Source organism: Novosphingobium sp. 18050 (assembly GCF_902706195.1).
Taxonomy (GTDB): domain Bacteria; phylum Pseudomonadota; class Alphaproteobacteria; order Sphingomonadales; family Sphingomonadaceae; genus Novosphingobium.
Genome location: NZ_CACSJO010000023.1, coordinates 46,195 through 63,065 on the forward strand (window position 1 = coordinate 46,195; position 16,871 = coordinate 63,065).

Consider the following 16,871-nt stretch of genomic DNA (forward strand, 5'->3'; position numbering starts at 1 on the left):
TAAGACGACAAGAGGATGAATTGAAAGAGTTTGCAAATCTTCACCACCACGGGTTGATCGTTCCTAATATCCGTCAGTCGATGGAAGGTATTGGTCGGGAACTGAATATCGACTGGGCGCCGGTTCGCCGGTTTGATCCACTTCGAGTTTGGTTGCCTGATGCAGGATGGTCCGAAGCACATCTCACTGTGACCTATTCTCGTCAGGGCCCAATTCATTTCGAGCTTATCGAAATCGCGCCCGGCGGCGCTTATGAGGCGTTGCTGGCGGTTTCGCCCGCCCATGTCGGTGCCTGGGTCCAAGACGTTGGCGCCGAGGCGGAGGCCCTGCTGGCGCAGGGATGGCGCGTGATCGCCGCCGGGGCGTCGCCCAAGCATCGCTACGGTCAGATGGCCTACATGGCGCGCGGCGATGGCCCGGTGCTGGAACTGGTGGGTGAGCCGATCCGGCCGATGATCGAGGAATGGATCGGCTCGGTCGAATGATAATCTCACTGCTTGATGAGTGATGCTTATTTATATAACCTTGGCTTCACAGGAGATTCGGGGCGGCGGAAAAGGCTATCCCGGCAATGCAGCTTTCGCTGAACACATCCACAAGTAAGATATACTGATATAGTGGCACCGTTCCGCGCAAGCGGGCCGCGCCGCGGATAGACGGGAGAGCGGCTTGCCCCGCAAATTGGAAGTCTTCGTGGCCACCAAGGGCCATGCCTTCTGCCGCGATGCCTTTGAGGGCATGTTGCGGGCGATCGGCGTCGAACCCACGATGGTGGACCAACCCGCCGCCGCCATGCTGCTGAACCCGCAGGGGATGGCGCGCTTCGATGCGGTGCTGCTCTACGATATGCCGGGCATGGATTTTCGCGCAGATGTTGAGGAGCGGCCCGGCTTCGTCGAGCCCGAAGCGGCTTTTCGGGAGGGTTTCCTGGCGCTGCTGCGCGAAGGCAAGGGCGTGGTCGCCTTGCACCATTCGATTGCAGGTTGGCCGGCCTGGCCCGCTTATGGCGAGGCGCTGGGGGGGCGGTTCCTTTACAAGCCGGCCTTGCAGTGCGGCGATTCCGGCTACTTACCCGATGTGCGCTATGCCGTGCGCACCGGCGCGGTGGATCATCCGGTGCTGGCTGCGCTCCCCGAACGCTTCTGCCTCACCGACGAGCTTTACGCCTGCGAACGTTTTTCCGATCCGCGAGCGGTGCCGTTGATCCTGCGCGATACGCCGGTCGATCAGGCGCGCTTCCTTTCGGCCATGCACGCTGTGCGCGGCGCGCCCGCCGAGGCGCAGGCGGCGTGGACGCCCCCGCCTGCCGACACGGTGCTCGGCTGGGCAAAGGCGGCATTATCCAGCCCGCTCGTCTACCTCCAGCCGGGGGACTCTGCGGCCACATATGAAAACGAAAACTACCGCCTGCTGCTGGGCAATGCCTTGCGCTGGGTCGCCTCACCCGAAGCACGGGTTTGGGCGGCCAAGCAGGGCGCATACGCGGATGAAGGATGCACTACTGATGGACCATGATGCTATCCTGGGCGCGGAAATGGCGCTCGATCCGCAGACCCTTGGCGGCACGCTTGCCGCTGCCGCGCATGTCCATGGGACCAGCGAAGCATTGATCTACGACGGTCGCCGCGCCACCCATGCACAGCTTTTCGAAGAAGCACTGGAGCGGGCCCGCGCGCTGATCGGGCTGGGTGTACGATCCGGGGACCATGTCGGCGTGTTGATGCCCAACTGCTGGGACTACATCGTCCTTTATTACGCTATCAACTTGGTCGGCGCGCAGGCGGTGTTGCTCAATGCCCGCTACCGGCCGGACGATCTTGCCTACGTGATCCCAAAGGCAAGGCTGCGCTTCCTGTTTGTGGGCGGCCATGCGTGGCGGCACTGCGATTATCGCCCGATGCTGACCGGTGTTTTCCCCGAACTACTCGCCTCGGCGCAGGGCAGCCTGTCGCTGGGCGCCGCGCCTAATCTTGAGCATGTGATCGAGATCGGCGACGAACGCCCCGGCATATGGCCTGGCGAAAGCGTGCTCGAATCCGCCGCAGCGGGGGTGACACGGGCTGACGTGCTGGAACGCGCGGCGATGGTCCGGGCAGAGGACATAGGGCTGATGATCTTCTCTTCGGGGACCACGTCGCGCCCCAAAGCCTGCATGCTCACCCACCTGTCGCTGTGCCGGACCGGCGCGGCAATGGCGGAGCGGTTCCGTTTCACGCCGCAGGACAAGGTGTGGGACCCGCTGCCGCTGTTCCACATGTCGACGATCCTGCCACTCGCGGGCTGCCGGGCGACGGGGGCATGTTTCATGGGCATGGGACATTTCGATGCGGATAGCGCGATGAAGCTGTTGATCGCCGAGCAGCCGACGGTCCATTACGCCGGTTTCCCGACGATCATCGGCGCATTGGTTACCCATCCCGATTTCGTAGCTTACGACCAGTCGCACCTGCGCATCAATCACGTGGTCGGGCCGCCTGACCTGCTGCGCCGTTATGCTGCGCTGTTCCCCGGCGCGGTTGCGGTGAACAGCTACGGGTTGACCGAAGCCACTGGCGTGCCCTGCTACAGTGATCTGGACGATCCGCAGGACCTGCTGTTCGAAACCAATGGCCGCCTGTTCGACGGCATGGAAGGCCGCGTCGTCGATCTTGATGGCAACCCCGTACCCAACGGCGTAGCGGGCGAAATCTGCCTGCGCGGTTATGCGCTTTTCGCGGGCTATTACGACGATCCCGAAGCGACCGCCGCCGCCATCACACCCGAGGGCTGGCTGCGCACCGGCGACCGAGGCCGCATCGGTCCCGGCGGGCGCCTCATCTATGACGGCCGTGTGAAGGACATGCTCAAGATCGGCGGCGAGAACGTCGCGGCGGTCGAACTGGAAAGCTTCCTGATGACGCACCCGGCGGTGAAGATGGCCCAGGTCATCGGCGTGCCGGACGAGCGGCTGATGGAAGTCGCCGCCGCCTACATCGAGGTCAATCCCGGAAGCATGGTCGAGGAGGTGGAACTCGTCCGTCACTGCATCGGCCGGATCGCCAGCTACAAGATCCCGCGTTACGTCCGTTTCGTCGAGCAATGGCCGATGAGCGCCACCAAGGTTCAGAAGTTCGAACTGCGCGAGAGCTTCCGGCCCGACGGCAAGATCGACGTCGCCGCCATGGCCAAAAGCGCATGAGCGGCGTGGCAGTGGCCGAGCTACCGCACGCCGCACAGACCGCGCCGATCCCCGAACAGGATGACGCGCCGAGCGCCGGGGCCTGGTATCTGATCTTCGTCCTGACCCTGGCCTATACTGTCAGCTTCGTCGACCGGCAGGTGCTGAACCTGCTGATCGGGCCGCTAAAAGCGGACTTCGGGCTATCGGACACGCGGCTCAGTTTGTTGCAGGGGCTGGCATTCACTTTCGCCTATATCCTTTTCAGCCCGATCTTCGGGCGCATGGCGGACACCGGCAATCGCAAGGTGATCCTGCTCGGCGGTATCGGCCTGTGGAGCCTTGGAACCAGTCTGTGCGGCCTTGCGCGCAGCTATTGGCAATTGTTCATTGCGCGGATGGGCGTGGGCGGGGCGGAGGCTTGTCTGACCCCGGCGGCATGGTCGATCATCGTCGACAGCTTTCCGACCCGGCTTATCCCGCGCGCCTTCAGCATCTTTCTGATGGGCCCCTATATCGGGGGCGGTCTGGCGCTGATTTTCGGAGGCCTGCTGCTGGAGGCGGCGCAGGGCTGGAATCTGAGCGCTGTGCCCTACCTCGGCGCGCTGAAGCCGTGGCAGGTGGTATTCCTGGTGGCGGGCCTGCCGGGTTTCGTGATCGCTCTGATGATGCTGCGTATCCGTGAGCCTTCGCGCAAGCTGGCGCTGACGGAGACGAAGCCGGAACGCATGGCCATAGCCCAGGTATGGCAGGTCTTCGTCGACCGGCGTGATTTCTACGGTAACTTCTATGCAGGCATGGCTTCGCTCGTGATCGTGCTTTACGCGTTCCCGGCGTGGATGCCGGCTATGCTGATGCGCCGTTTCGACGCGAGTGCGGCCACTGTAGGCGTACAGTACGGCGTGGCGGTGCTGGTTACCGGCTCGCTGGGCGTGCTGTGCGGGCCGGTGATCGCAAGCTGGCTGGAGCGGCGCGGGCGGGTGGATGCGTTGATGCGGGTGCCGATGGCGGCAGCGCTGCTGCTGATCCCCGTCTCGATCGCACTGGCTCTCGCGCAGTCCTATGGTTTCGCGATGATCGTCGCGACTTTGGCGAGCTTTGCTTACAGCCTGCCGATGGCGCTGGCGTCCTCGGCGCTGCAACTGGCGACGCCCAACCGGATGCGCGGGATTTCAGCTTCGATCTACGTCTTCGTGGCCAGTGTCATGGGTCTCGGCGCCGCGCCGACGATCGTGGCGCTGCTGACCGACCATGTCTTCGCCGACGAGCGCAGCGTGGGGCTGTCGCTTTCACTGACATGCGCGGCGGCGGCGGCGATCTCGGCGTTCTTCCTGTCTCGTGCGCTGCGGGGATACAGGCGCATTCTGGATGATGCCGCGGGTTGATGTCCTGTCCGGCCAAGGCGATCGGGCTCGATCAGGGGACCAGCCGGGCGATCTGGAACGTCAGGATTTCGACCTGCCGGTCCGCAGGCCAGTTCTCGGGGTCATAAATCGCCTGGGTGGCGATACCCGAAACGCTGCTGAGGAGCGACTGCGCCACAAGCCGCGCCTGCGTACCGTCTGGCATTCCACCTGAATCGACGATGGCACGGTGGAACAGGTCCACCGCCTCGCGGCTGCGCTGGCGCTGCTCGCGCAGCAGTTCCGGGTCCGCCGTGGCAAGGCCCCAGAAGGCAAGCCAGATGCGCCAGCTCTCGTTGCGCTGCGCATCGAGCGGCAGCACTGCGGCAAGGCAATCGATCAGGCTCGCGCCCTCTCGCGTCTGCGCCGCCACAAGCGCGGTCGTGCGTTCCATACGCATGCGGTAGGCGGAGAGCAGCAACTCGTGCTTGCTGTGGAAGTAGTGCGAAACGATCGAGGTGCTGCAGTTGGCCAGCCGCGCAATCTCGCGGACCTTGGTGCCTTCGATGCCTTCGCGCGCGATCAGTTGCGCAGCAATTTCTGCCACGGCTGCGCGCCTCGCTTCATGGTCGACGATTTTTGGCATTGTCGGTGAAAGGTCTCGCACGTCGGTTTTCCAGGGAAATCAGATGATAGGCGACCTTACAACCTCCCGGCAACTATGCCCTCGGACGTCGCCGCAGACCGAATATCAAAAGTGATAGGTTGTACTGGATCGTTTTTCAAACGACTGTTGCAAAATAACCAGAGCCCGAAGAATCGGGGAAAATGGGAGGACAGGATGCAGAAAGCATCTTTGAAGGCGCTCGCTCTTGCCGGATCGGCACTGGCGCAGCTTGCGTGCATTACCGCAGTTCATGCTCAACAGGCCCCGGTGGCGGACGAGCAGCAGGGACTACAGGAAATCGTCGTCACTGCGCAGAAGCGCGCGGAGAACCTGCAGAGCGTGCCGATCTCGGTGACCGCCGTTGGCAGCGCCACGCTGGAAAACCTTCAGGCGACCAGCCTCCAGGCGCTGCAGGGCTCAGTGCCGAACATTCAGATCAACAACTTCTCCAATACGCCCAACACCGCCGTCTACACGATCCGTGGCATTGGCGTGGTCGAACCCGATCCTTATGCGGGCAACACCGTGTCGATCGTGGTCGACGGGGTGCCGCAGTTCTTCTCGATGGGCGCGCTGCTCGACATTTACGATGTCGACCGGATCGAGATCCTGCGCGGCCCGCAAGGCACGTTGTTCGGGGCCAACACCACGGGCGGCGTTGTCAACGTCATCAACGGCCAACCGGAAATGGGCAAATTCTCGGGCCGGGTTGAGGGTGCCTACGGCAACTATAACCGCTTCGATGCGAAAGCGACCGTGAATATCCCGCTGAACGAGGACAGCCTCGCGGCGCGCATCTCAGTGCTGCACACCCAGCGGGAGGGATTCGTGACCAACGTGGTCGACGGTTCGGACATGGGCAAGCGCAACATCACCGGCGTGCGCGGCAAGCTGCGTGCGAAGAGCGGCAACCTCGACGCAGTGCTTGCTGCGGAATACGTGCGGGCCCGCAACGGCGCGCCGGTTGTGGTCAGCGGCACGCTCCCGGGTGAGGCGACGTACGTGGCCCCGGGCGTGGCAGGGATGTACCAGCAGCCTTGCGCCGTTGCCGGACAGCCGTGCAAGGCTCCCGACAAGTACTATTCCGCCAACGATTCCGTGCCTGACAAGTCCGACATGGATACTTTCAGCACTTCCCTGACGCTCAACCTGTCCGACACACCGCTTGGCGACCTGACCGCCATCACCGGCTATCGGCACTTTAAGCTGCGCGAATTTACGGATCAGGACGGCACGCCGCTGTTCCTCGACGATACGCGCCGTAAGACCACCGGCTGGCAGCTCAGCCAGGAACTGCGATCGAACATTCAGGTAACCGATGCGATCCGCGTCCTCGTAGGCGGTTTCTACCTGAAGACGCACTACGACCACTCGCAGAACTTCCGCATCCAGTTCGCGGCGCCCGGCCTGCTCCAGATCAACATGCAGGATCAGGACAACCACTCGCTTTCGGCCTTCGCGCAGGCCTATGCCGACCTGACCGACAAGCTGCGCCTGCAGGCGGGCATACGCTATACCTATGAGCGTACGCACATGATCGCGGACACGCAGAATTCGATCAGCCTGTCCGGTATGACCGACTTCGACGGGACCGGAAACGTGGCGCTGGGTGGCTTTACGGCAGACCGTTCGAAGTCCTGGAATAATCTCGGCTGGAAGGTTGGGCTGGACTACCAGCTGGCCGACAGCACACTGCTTTACGGTTACTGGGCGCGCGGGTTCAAGTCGGGCGGGTTCGTTGGTCGTATTTCGCTGCCGCAAGACGTCGGGCCTTACGGGCCGGAACACGTCGACACCTTCGAGGCGGGCTTCAAGGCCGATTTCCTCGACCGGCGGCTGCGGACGAACCTTGCGGTATTCTACACCAACTACCGCGACATCCAGATCGCGCAAACCTACTTCACCAAGGATGCGTTGGGCAACGACGTCAACAGCACCACGATCCAGAACGCGGCCAAGGCGACGATCAAGGGCTTCGAGCTGGAACTGACCGCACTGCCCGCCAATGGCCTGACGCTGACCGGTTCGGTCGCCTACCTCGACGCCACTTACAAGACGTTCGACTTCCTCAACGGCGGCACCGGACAGATCGAGGATCTGTCAGGCTATCGCCTCCAGAACGCGCCTAAGTGGACCGCGACGGCAGGCATCAATTATGCCTTCAACGTGGCGGGCGGCCAAGCGCATGCAAATGCGGGCTACAGCTACACAGCCGCCAAATTTCTCAATGCGATCAACGATACCGCGCGGTCCCACATCCAGCCCACGCATCTTGTCAACGCAAGCCTCGACTGGTCGCCGGCCGGCAGCGGCCTGACGATCGGTGCCTATGCGAACAACCTGCTCGACAAGCGCTACCTCGCCAGCGTGTTCGATGCCCCAGGTACGATCGGCCTCGTCAATTACGCCTCGCCGCGCGAATACGGCGTAACCGCAAGGTTCGAATGGTGACGCCCACCTGCCCAGGAAAGGACACTGCCATGACCGAGTTCGCCCCCGAAGCCCCTCGTTGCCCGGGCCTCAGCGTGCAGGACGTGCTGATGGCCGACGGCGACGTCGAGTGTCAGCCCGAAGCCTATCGCAGCCAGTCCAGCCGATTTCTGGGCGACGCCGACATTCCCTTCACGCGTTTCACCGACCCTGACTTCTTCCAGGCCGAGGTCAAGCGTATGTGGCCGCGCGCCTGGCAATGGGCCTGCCGCGAGGAGCACATTCCGGAAGCCGGGGACTTCTATGTCTACGAAGTCGTCGGCTATTCGTTCATCATCACCCGCGCCGAGGACGGCAGCATCAGGGCGTTCTACAATGCCTGCCTGCACCGCGGCACCAAGCTGAAGCCAAGTGGCGCGGAAGGCTGGGCGCAGGACTTCACCTGTCCCTTCCATGCATGGAAATGGAACCTGGACGGCAGCCTAAAGGACTTGCCCTGCAGCTGGGACTTCCCCCATGTCGACAAGACGAAGTTCGCTCTACCCGAAGCGCGCACTGGCACCTGGGGCGGGTTCGTGTTCATCAACATGGACCCTGATGCCCCTTCGCTGGAGGAATGGCTTGCTCCCTTGCCAGAGCACGCCGACGCGGCCGGTTTGGAAGACCGCTACGTTGCGCTTCACGCCGAAAAGGAACTGCCCTGTAACTGGAAGGTGGCGATGGAAGCTTTCATGGAGAGCTACCACCTTGTCGGTACGCACCCGCAACTCCTTGTCGCCAATGGCGACATCAACACTCAGTACGATATCTACGGCGATTACGTCAGCCGCCTCTTCGCGCTGACCGGGATTACCAGTCCGAACTACCTGGGCGAGAGCGACGAGCAGCTGATCCTCGATTCCATGGTTCTGGGTGACCGTGCATCGTTGGGCGATCGGCTCAAGGTGCCCGATGGCGGCAGCGCGCGGCAGGTCATGGCCCGCTATTTCAAGGACGTGCTGGCGGAGAGTACCGGTTTCGACGCCGAAAACCGCAGCACCACGGAGATCATCGACACCCTTCAATATTTCGCGTTCCCCAACGGCTTCTTCTTCCTCGCGGTGTCGTTCCCGATCATCTACCGTTTCCGCCCGCTGGGCCGCGATCCGAACAGATCGCTGTTCGATCTGCTGATCCTGCCTCCGCTTCCCCGCTCCGGCGAACGCCCGCCACCGGCCGAGCGGCATCACCTCGGTGTCAACGATTCCTACACCACCGTTCCCGGCATGGACGAGGCGCTGGGGATTGTATTTGATCAGGATACCGGCAACATGCAGGCCCAGCAGGAGGGCTTCCTTGCGGCGCACAAGTCGGGACAGACTCTCGCCAATTATCAGGAAGTGCGCATCCGGCACATGCACCGGACGCTCGACAGTTTTCTTGCCATGCCGGCACTGAAACGAGGTTGACGCGGTTTGAATTTGGAGGCCCGCTTGAACCACGAACGTCGGACATCACGGCGATCGGGTCAAGGCCTGCTATCTGACCTCGCTTGCCAGAATATTCAGCGCGGCGACAAGACGATCAATGTCCGTTTCCGGCGTGAAGATGGCGGGCGTTACGCGCACGCAGGCGCCGCTGGCTATTCCTTCGCGGTGCACGGTGAAGATGCCGAACTTGTCGAGCAGCATTGCGGCAAGGGCCATGTTGTCTTTGACAGATGTGCGGCCGCGCAGTCGGAACGAGGTGAGCGCGCAAGTCAGCCGGGGATCCGAGGGGGTGAGGATTTCCAGTCCGGGGTGGCCGCGCAGCGGCTCTGCCCAGCGGTCGCGCAGATGGCGCAGGCGCGCCTCCTTGGCGGGAGTGCCGATCGTCTCGTGAAATGCCAGCGCGTCGTCCAGCGCGAGGTAGCCGGCATAGCCGGGGGTACCGGTATGGACGCGGCTGGCAGCGCCGTGGTCGGGATTGCCGACTTCGCTCATGTTCGGATCGATGGCATCGAGGCGGCCTCTGCGGATATGGACCAAGCCCACGCCCATCGGCGCGCCGATCCACTTCTGGCAGGTAAGGCCGGTGAAGTCGGAGCCAATTTCGTCCAGTTTGAAATCAAGCTGGCCCCAGGCGTGGGCCGAATCGAGTATCACGTCGACGCCGCGCGAACGGGCGAGGGCAATGATCTCCTTCACCGGCATGACCAGCCCGGTGCGATGGCCGACATGGGTGAGCAGGATCAGCCGCACCTTGGGATGGGCATCCAGTGCGGCGGCGTAAGTGTCGATCAGAGACTGATGCGTGGCGGGTTCCGGCACCGCGATGGTGACGAGGTCGGCCCCGCGCCGCTGCTTCAGCCAGCGAAAGGCGGCCTGCGTGCTGTCGTAATCGAGATCGCTGTACAGCACCTGATCGCCGGGTCGCAGGCGGTTGTAGCCTGCAATCAGCGTCTGCAGGGCCTCGGTCGCGCCGCGGGTGAAGGCGATCTCTTCCGGCGCCACGCCCAGCAGGGCGGCGGCCCGGGCGCGCACGGGCATGAGGTCTCCCCACAAGCCGCGCCGCGCGTAGAAGGAATTGGCTGAGTTCACCTTGTGCAGATGGCGCTGGTAGGCCTGCTCGACCGGCCGGGCCATCGAACCCCAGTTGCCGTTTTCAAGCTGGGCAACGTCATGGGTGACGTCGAATTGTGCAGCGATGCTGGCCCAATACGCGCTGTCGTCGGGTCGGATATCCGCCCGCGCCAGGGGGGCTACGGCGCGGGCGGAAGCCGGCAGGAGGGTGCCGGCGATCCCGGCTGTCATGGCGCCCGCCATCAAGGCGCGGCGATCGAGGATGGACGTCATGACCTTGGGTCTTTCGGCTGAGGGCCGCTGGGCGCTGCGATAGCGCCGCAGCTTTTAGAACGAGGCGTCGATACGAACGTAGTAATTGCCGCCATTGGTATCGTAAGGCGCGTTGCGCGAGTACACTAGGCCGCGGCTGGCCTGGAAGGTGGCCTCGTCGGGATACTTGTTGAACACGTTTTCGGCGCCGACCCGAAGCGACAGGCCGGGGCGCATCTGGTAGGTTACGCCCGCATCGAAGAAGGCCATCGAGCCGAAGCGCTGGAAGATGTCGCCGGACGCGTTGCCGCTCGAGTCCGTCCAGGGGCCGTAGTAGCGCATGCGCGCCATCAGCGTGACCGGGCCAAGCGTATAGTTGATCGTCGCGACCGCGTTGTGTTCCGGCAGGCCCTGTTCGTACTTGGTGCGGGTGGTGTCGCTCTGGGCGATCTGGCTAGAGGTCACCTTCGTCTGAGTATAGCTGTACGAACCTGTCGCATCGAGCGTGCCCGGACCTACCGGGTGCTTGTACGATACCACGAAGTCGACGCCGCGGGTGCGGGTGTCGTAGTCGTTGGTGAAGAAGGTGATCGTGCGATAATCCGCCGCCTGGCTGATGCCTTGGGCGATGAGGCTGGCCTTGATTGCGTCCGTCAGGACATAGTTGGGCGAAGTGCTGAAGCGGTCATCCACCTTGATCTGATAAGCATCGACAGAACCCGAAAGGCCGAAGCCGGTGCGCCACACGAAGCCGGCCGTCGCCGTCTTCGAGGTTTCCGGTTTCAGAGCCGTTGCGCCGAAATATTCGGCGACGGGGTTGAGCGGCGAGAGGCGGCCCGTCGTGTAGAGCAGCAGCGTCGTCGTATCCAGGCCCTGCGAGGTGCTGGTTGAATTGAGCTGCGCGGGAGTGGGCGCCTTGAACCCGGTTGAATAGGAACCGCGCACGGCAAGGGCGGGGGTCAGTTCGTAGCGGGTGGCGAACTTGTAGTTGAAGCTGTTGCCGAAGCTCGAATAGTGCTCGTCGCGGATCGCGCCTTCGATGCTCCAGGCATCGGTGACGGGGACGGTGACGTCGAGGTAGCCGGCATAGCTGGTCTGGCTCCACGAACCGGCCTGCAGATCGCTAAAGCCCGGAAAGCCATTGGAACCGGCGGCAAGGCCGTAATTGGCACCGGCCCCTACCGCGTAGGAAGCCTCGTCGCCCTCACGGATCTTGTACGTCTCGACCCGGCGTTCGGCGCCGAAGGCGATAGTCACCGGCTTGGCGAAGGCGGGTACGTCGAGGGTGTAGACGCCGTCGGCGTTGAGGTTGAATTCACGCTGGATGTTGCGGCCGAGGTAGAAATCCAGCGGGCTGTCCGGTCCGAGCGAGGCATTGATCGAATTGTTCAGATAGAACGCGCTGGCGTTCTGGCCGAGCGAGGCGCTGAGGTCCCACGCGAAGTTGCCGGACTTACCCCCGCGAATGCCAGTGGACGCCTGGAAGTCAGTGAAGCGCACGCCCTCGCTGGGCGCGAAGCCCGCCGGGTAGATATCGTTGACGTCGAAGCCCGGGAATGCGGCGGTTTGGTTGTAGACCGAAGTGGTGGTCGATGGGTTGCGCCAGTTGATGTCTGACGAGCCCTTGCCCTTGCCGAAGGTGCCGAAGCCGTAGACCTCGACGTCGTCACCGATGGGCTCGGCGGCGTCGAGCGCGAACTTCAGGGTCTTCAGCTTGGGATTGCCCCAACGCTGCACCGGGTCGGCGACTTCGATGCCGGTCGCGCCTTCGAAAGCGATGGCGTCGGCGCGCTGGCGGCTGCGCGAAGTGGCGCTGGCATCGGCATACTCGCCGGTCAGGACGACATGCCCGCCGCCCGGCAGCGCGAAGCCGGCGCGGCCGCCGACCTGGAATTGTTCGCCATCACCGCGGTAGTACTGCGAACCTTGCGCATAAGCGGAAAAACCCGGCTTGGTGTCGAGGATGACGTTGATGACGCCCGCAATTGCGTCCGAACCGTACTGCGCCGAGGCGCCGTCACGCAGGACCTCGACATGGCCGATGGCGAACGAGGGGATCTGCGCAAGGTCGGTCGCCTGCGCACTTCCGTTGAGGAACGAGGAGCGGTGGAAGCGCTTGCCGTTCACCATCACCAGCGTCATGTCGGGCGAAAGGTTGTTGAGCGAGGCGGGACGGATGAATTCCGGGCCGTCCGAGGCAGGCAGCTTCTGGACGATGAAGGCCGGAACCAGCTGCGTCAACTTTTCATCGAGGCGCGCGGTGACGGTGGATTTCACCTGCTGCTCGGAAAGCGTATCGACCGGGGAAAGCGCGGTGAAGACGGTCTGCGCCTGGGCGCGGGTGCCGGTGACGATGATATCGTTGCCGGCTTCGTCGGTCGGCCTGGCGGTGCGGGCGCCGCGCGGTTCGCTCTCGCCCTGCTCGTCCTTGAAGCCCAGGACGACGGTGCGGCCGTTGTCCGTTTTGATGGAAAGCCCGGTGCCCGAGATCAGCCGCGAAAGCGCTTCCTGGCGCGACATCCGGCCGTTCAGTGCAGGCGCGCGCAGGGCGGTGATGCCGGCCGTGGGGTAGAAGATCTGCACCGAAGCCTGGCGGGCAAACTGCGTCAGAGCGCTCGACAGCGGCTGCGCGGGAATGGCGAAGCTGTGGCCTTGTGCCGCGGGAGCAGCGATCGCAGCCGGGGCGATAAAGGCAGGCGCGATGCAGGCAGCTGACGTGGCAAGCAACACCGCGAAGCGCGGCGTACCGGAAAACCGAACGGACATGTGAAGATAGACCCTTTAGGAAAACTGTGTGAGCGGCACCGATCCTTGCGCCTCTGCCCACCAGACGATCCGGGAATTCGAAACCGCCAAATGTTTTCGAAAAAATTTGGCTGGACCCAAATTGTGCCTCCGGCAGCAGCGATCAACCATCAACGAGTCAGCACGTAGCCGCCGTTGCTGGGCGTGGCGCGCACACCAAGACCCAGTTCCAGCGCCGAAAGAAAGTCTGCCGGATCGGTCGATGTGAAGCGTCCACCAACCGGGATGCCGGTAAGGTCTGGGTCGGCTATGACGATCTTGCCCGCGAGGTAGCGGTTGTATTCGCGCACGGCGGTTTGCAGCGGTTCGTTGTCGAACACTATTTCGCCCTGCTGCCAGGCGATGGTCGCGGCGAGGTGCTGCGGGCTGGCCTTGCGCACCGAAGGAGCGACGGCGGAAAGCAGCAGTCCCTCGCTGGGCGAAGCGATGACGATGGGGATGAGGGCTGGCTGCCCGGGCATCACGACAGGCGCGGAAACGGGCGCTGCGGAAGCCTTGCCGGACAGCACCGTCACGTCCATCGCCGCACCTTCGAGGCGAACGTTGAAACGTCCGTGCGACAGCGAAGCCATCCGATCGAGGCCATGGATGCGGGCAGGAATGCCGCGCACCAGTTCCAGCCCCACTTCGCCGCGCACGATCCACAGCGACCGCTCGTCGTCCGAGAAGCGCCACTGCATCTCGCTGTCGGTATTGAGCATGGCGCGGCTGCCATCGGGCAGGATCAGGCGCTTGCATTCGCCTACGCCTGAATGGCTGCTGTCCCAGGCATAGGCGCGCGAGGTGAAGGCGCCGGCGGTCAACAGGCCGGCCATGCCCATCCCGCCGATGGCTGCGGCTGCGCGGCGCCGCGTGAAGCGGGATTGAAGAAGATGGTAGGTATCGGCGTCAGCCTTCGATTGCGCTTCGCGCCATACGGCCAGCGCGCGTGCAAAGGCGATCGCATGCTCCGGCGTGGCCCCGCGCCATGCGTGGAAACGTTCTTCGTCGATGGTGCCGGAATCGTGACGCGCCAGCCAAGTCGCGGCCTCGCGTGCGATTCTGCGCTTGCGGCGCTGTTTCTCGTTGAAGATGCTCATTTTTTAGACATGTGGATTCGAAGGGCTAGAATATCAGACGAACGGCGCAGGCAAATCCGCCAAGCCCGGGCAAATCTTTTTACCGGCTGCCGCTCCGACGTGAGGTATTGGCCGGCCCGGCCGCTGCGGGCAGGGCGTCTTCGTCCCCTTGCCAGCTTCGCGAGAGCAGTTCGACCGCGCGGGCAAGGCGCTTTTCGTATGTCGACTGGCTGATGCCGAGATCTCGCGCGATCTCCTGTGAGGATTCGCCCTGGATTCGGCGCCTGACGAAGACGGTGCGGCACCGCTCCGGCAACTTTGCGATAAGATCGGAGGCGCGCCGCAACCGTTCGCGTCCGGCAGCGATGCGGTGCTGGTCGGGGGCATCGTCGGCCAGGGTCAGGTGGTCCGTATCGGCAAATTGGCGGAAGTCGACTATCCTGCGTCGACGCAGGCGCTCTATCGCAATGTGGCGCAGCATTCGCACGACATAGGCGCGGGGATCTTCGATCGCCGCCCAACCTTCAAGTTCGAAAAGGCGCGCAAACGCTTCCTGCACCAGTTCCTCGGCCTCGTCACGCGATCCCGAGATGCGCAGCGCGGCAGCGTGGAAACGCTGTTCATGCGGGAAAATCTGTTCCGCAAACCAGATGTCGATGGGACGAATGATGGACACGGGCAATGAAGAGCAACCTGAGCAAGCGTGAGGTGCCCTTATTCCGTGTAAATTTCAGATCGATGACGTCCGCGCCAGCAAGCGATCGACCGGAATTTCGAATGCCGCTTCGGGCACCACCTTTTCGATGATTGAAGCAGCGGTCACCGGGGCGGCAACTCCGTTAGATCGATGCGGCGCGATATCGCGATGGCCTCCAGAAACGCCTCGTCATGGCTGACGACCAGTATGGCGCCGTCGAATGCCGAGAGCCCCGCTTCAATTGCCGCGATGGAATCCAGATCGAGATGGTTGGTCGGCTCGTCGAGGATAAGCAGGTGCGGCGGCGCCGGGCTACCCAGGATGCAGGCAAGGCCTGCACGCAGCATCTGTCCGCCGCTGAGGGTGCTGACGTGTTGCAGCGCGGCGTCTGCTCTGAACTGGAACTTCGCGAGAGCGGAGCGGCAGGTGAAATCGTCGGTGCCCGGATTGAGGGTGTGGTAATTTTCCGCAATCGACCTTTCGGGATCGAGAATACCTGCTGTCTGATCAAGCATCGCAAAGCGCGCAGTGCGGCTGATTGTGCCGGACCATGGTTCGGCAATTCCGGCGACTAGCCCGAGCAACGTCGTTTTGCCGGATCCGTTCGGTCCGGCTATAGCCACGCGTTCCGGTCCCGTGATCGTCAGCGAGAGATCGCGCAGCACCGGCGATGCCGGGCCGTACCCGGCCGTGACACCCTGCAGGCTGAGGACGACCTTACCCGGCGGCAGCCCGGTCGGCGCGAGCGAGACCGCCATAGTATCGAGCATCTCGATTTGCTCTCGCGCCAGAATGGCCGCCGCAGAGGCTTCGGCGCGCTGACGCTGGGCAAGCCGGGCATTCTCGCCGCTGCTGTTCTCGGCGTTGTTCTTGCGGGCACCGGCCAGAATGCGCGGCATGCCGCCGCGCGTGGCCTTGCGGCTGCCGACTGCGTCGCGGCGCTGTTTACGTTCGGCTGCGACCTGCACCTTGCGCTCTATCTCGCCCAGCTGCCGCTTCGCGACGTCCAGATCGCGGTGTGCGGAGTCCAGCTCGATTGCTTTCTGCGCACGGTAATCGCTCCAGTTGCCGCCGTAGCGCGTGGCACCAAGCGAGGTCATTTCGACGATCGCATCCATCGTCTCAAGCAGTTCGCGGTCATGGCTGACGATGATGGCGCCGGCACGCCAGGAGCCGAGCAGTTCGAGCAGCGCACCGCGGCCGTCACGGTCGAGATTGTTGGAGGGTTCATCGAGCAAGAGGAAGTCTGGCTCTGCCAGCACCACTGCGGCCATGGCTGCGCGCGTTCGCTGACCGCCTGAGAGCGAGGCCAGCAGGCTATCGGCAGCCGCGTCTAGCCCCACCCGTGCCAGTGCAGATGTCAGACGGGTCTCCAGCGTCCAGTCAGCATCCGTCAGTTCGTCGGGCGTCGCCTCGCCGGTCTCCGCCCTGCGCAGAACGGCAAGGTCGTTCGTGAGGCCGAAGAGATCGGCAATGGTTTCGCACGGGCCGACCTGCACGATCTGGCGCAGTACGGCGACGGTCCCGCGAACGACGACTTTCCCGTAGCTCGGTTCGCGCCTCCCGGCCAGCAGTTCGAGCAAGCTGGTCTTACCGACACCGTTGCGGCCCACAATGCCGACGCGCTCCGCATTGAAGGCGAGATTGAGAGAGGAGAAGACCGGCCGGCCTTCGGGTGTCGACCAGCCAAGGTCGAACGTCGTAATGGAAGCGGACATGATATGATTTTCCTGGCGGCAAAACGGATCGCATTGCTGTCAGTTCGAAATCACATCGGTGCGCAAATCCTCTTGCCGGTCGGTACGGCATCTTACGGTCCCTGATCTTGCTCCACAAGCCCCATTGCGCCGGTGCTTTTGCAACATCGATCGGTCCGCTTCCTTTTTAATGAGTGGATGGGACGAACCAGCGTCTGGCGCGTT

General features: G+C 63.4%; 12 protein-coding genes. 6 read left to right on the forward strand and 6 right to left on the reverse strand.

Annotation, left to right across the window (positions count from 1 at the left end):
• Window positions 1–20: 20 nt before the first annotated feature.
• The 4 genes from GVL61_RS19135 to GVL61_RS19150 all read left to right on the forward strand — a co-directional run bounded on the left by GVL61_RS19135 (window position 21) and on the right by GVL61_RS19150 (window position 4,542).
• Entirely contained in the window at window positions 21–485 is a 465-nt protein-coding gene (locus GVL61_RS19135; RefSeq protein ID WP_235037798.1) for a VOC family protein, read from the forward strand.
• Window positions 486–669: 184 nt separating this feature from the next.
• Window positions 670–1,515 carry a ThuA domain-containing protein gene (locus GVL61_RS19140; protein WP_235037799.1) on the forward strand — a complete coding sequence of 282 codons (846 nt, stop codon included), beginning with the start codon at window positions 670–672 and terminating at the stop codon, window positions 1,513–1,515.
• Entirely contained in the window at window positions 1,505–3,178 is a 1,674-nt protein-coding gene (locus GVL61_RS19145; RefSeq protein ID WP_159982254.1) for an AMP-binding protein, read from the forward strand. Before GVL61_RS19140 ends, GVL61_RS19145 begins: the two co-directional genes overlap by 11 nt.
• On the forward strand, window positions 3,175–4,542 hold the full coding sequence (locus GVL61_RS19150) for an MFS transporter (RefSeq protein WP_159982255.1): 1,368 nt from the start codon (window positions 3,175–3,177) through the stop codon (window positions 4,540–4,542). The genes GVL61_RS19145 and GVL61_RS19150 overlap by 4 nt, the downstream gene beginning before the upstream one ends.
• Before the next feature lie 31 nt (window positions 4,543–4,573).
• Here GVL61_RS19150 and GVL61_RS19155 read toward each other — a convergent pair whose 3' ends face one another.
• Window positions 4,574–5,107 (reverse strand): TetR/AcrR family transcriptional regulator, encoded by a 534-nt coding sequence (locus GVL61_RS19155; RefSeq protein ID WP_235037800.1) that lies wholly within the window; start codon window positions 5,105–5,107, stop codon window positions 4,574–4,576.
• A 234-nt stretch (window positions 5,108–5,341) separates the two neighbouring features.
• Here GVL61_RS19155 and GVL61_RS19160 point away from each other — a divergent pair, with 234 nt between their 5' ends.
• Both GVL61_RS19160 and GVL61_RS19165 read left to right on the forward strand, forming a co-directional pair.
• Complete coding sequence (locus GVL61_RS19160) at window positions 5,342–7,618, forward strand: TonB-dependent receptor (protein WP_159982256.1); 2,277 nt, start codon at window positions 5,342–5,344, stop codon at window positions 7,616–7,618.
• A gap of 29 nt (window positions 7,619–7,647) precedes the next feature.
• On the forward strand, window positions 7,648–9,045 hold the full coding sequence (locus tag GVL61_RS19165) for an SRPBCC family protein (protein WP_159982257.1): 1,398 nt from the start codon (window positions 7,648–7,650) through the stop codon (window positions 9,043–9,045).
• 69 nt (window positions 9,046–9,114) lie between these two features.
• Here GVL61_RS19165 and GVL61_RS19170 read toward each other — a convergent pair whose 3' ends face one another.
• The 5 genes from GVL61_RS19170 to GVL61_RS19190 form a co-directional block, all read right to left on the reverse strand.
• Window positions 9,115–10,410, reverse strand: coding sequence for an aminotransferase class V-fold PLP-dependent enzyme (locus GVL61_RS19170; protein ID WP_200844860.1), 1,296 nt, complete (start codon window positions 10,408–10,410; stop codon window positions 9,115–9,117).
• Between the two features lie 54 nt (window positions 10,411–10,464).
• Entirely contained in the window at window positions 10,465–13,155 is a 2,691-nt protein-coding gene (locus GVL61_RS19175; RefSeq protein ID WP_200844859.1) for a TonB-dependent receptor, read from the reverse strand.
• 149 nt (window positions 13,156–13,304) lie between these two features.
• Window positions 13,305–14,273 (reverse strand): FecR domain-containing protein, encoded by a 969-nt coding sequence (locus tag GVL61_RS19180; RefSeq protein WP_159982258.1) that lies wholly within the window; start codon window positions 14,271–14,273, stop codon window positions 13,305–13,307.
• A 79-nt stretch (window positions 14,274–14,352) separates the two neighbouring features.
• The gene (locus tag GVL61_RS19185) at window positions 14,353–14,928 is read right to left on the reverse strand and encodes an RNA polymerase sigma factor (RefSeq protein WP_159982259.1); all 576 of its coding nucleotides are present in this window, start codon (window positions 14,926–14,928) and stop codon (window positions 14,353–14,355) included.
• A gap of 143 nt (window positions 14,929–15,071) precedes the next feature.
• On the reverse strand, window positions 15,072–16,667 hold the full coding sequence (locus GVL61_RS19190) for an ABC-F family ATP-binding cassette domain-containing protein (RefSeq protein ID WP_159982260.1): 1,596 nt from the start codon (window positions 16,665–16,667) through the stop codon (window positions 15,072–15,074).
• Between the last annotated feature and the right edge of the window lie 204 nt (window positions 16,668–16,871).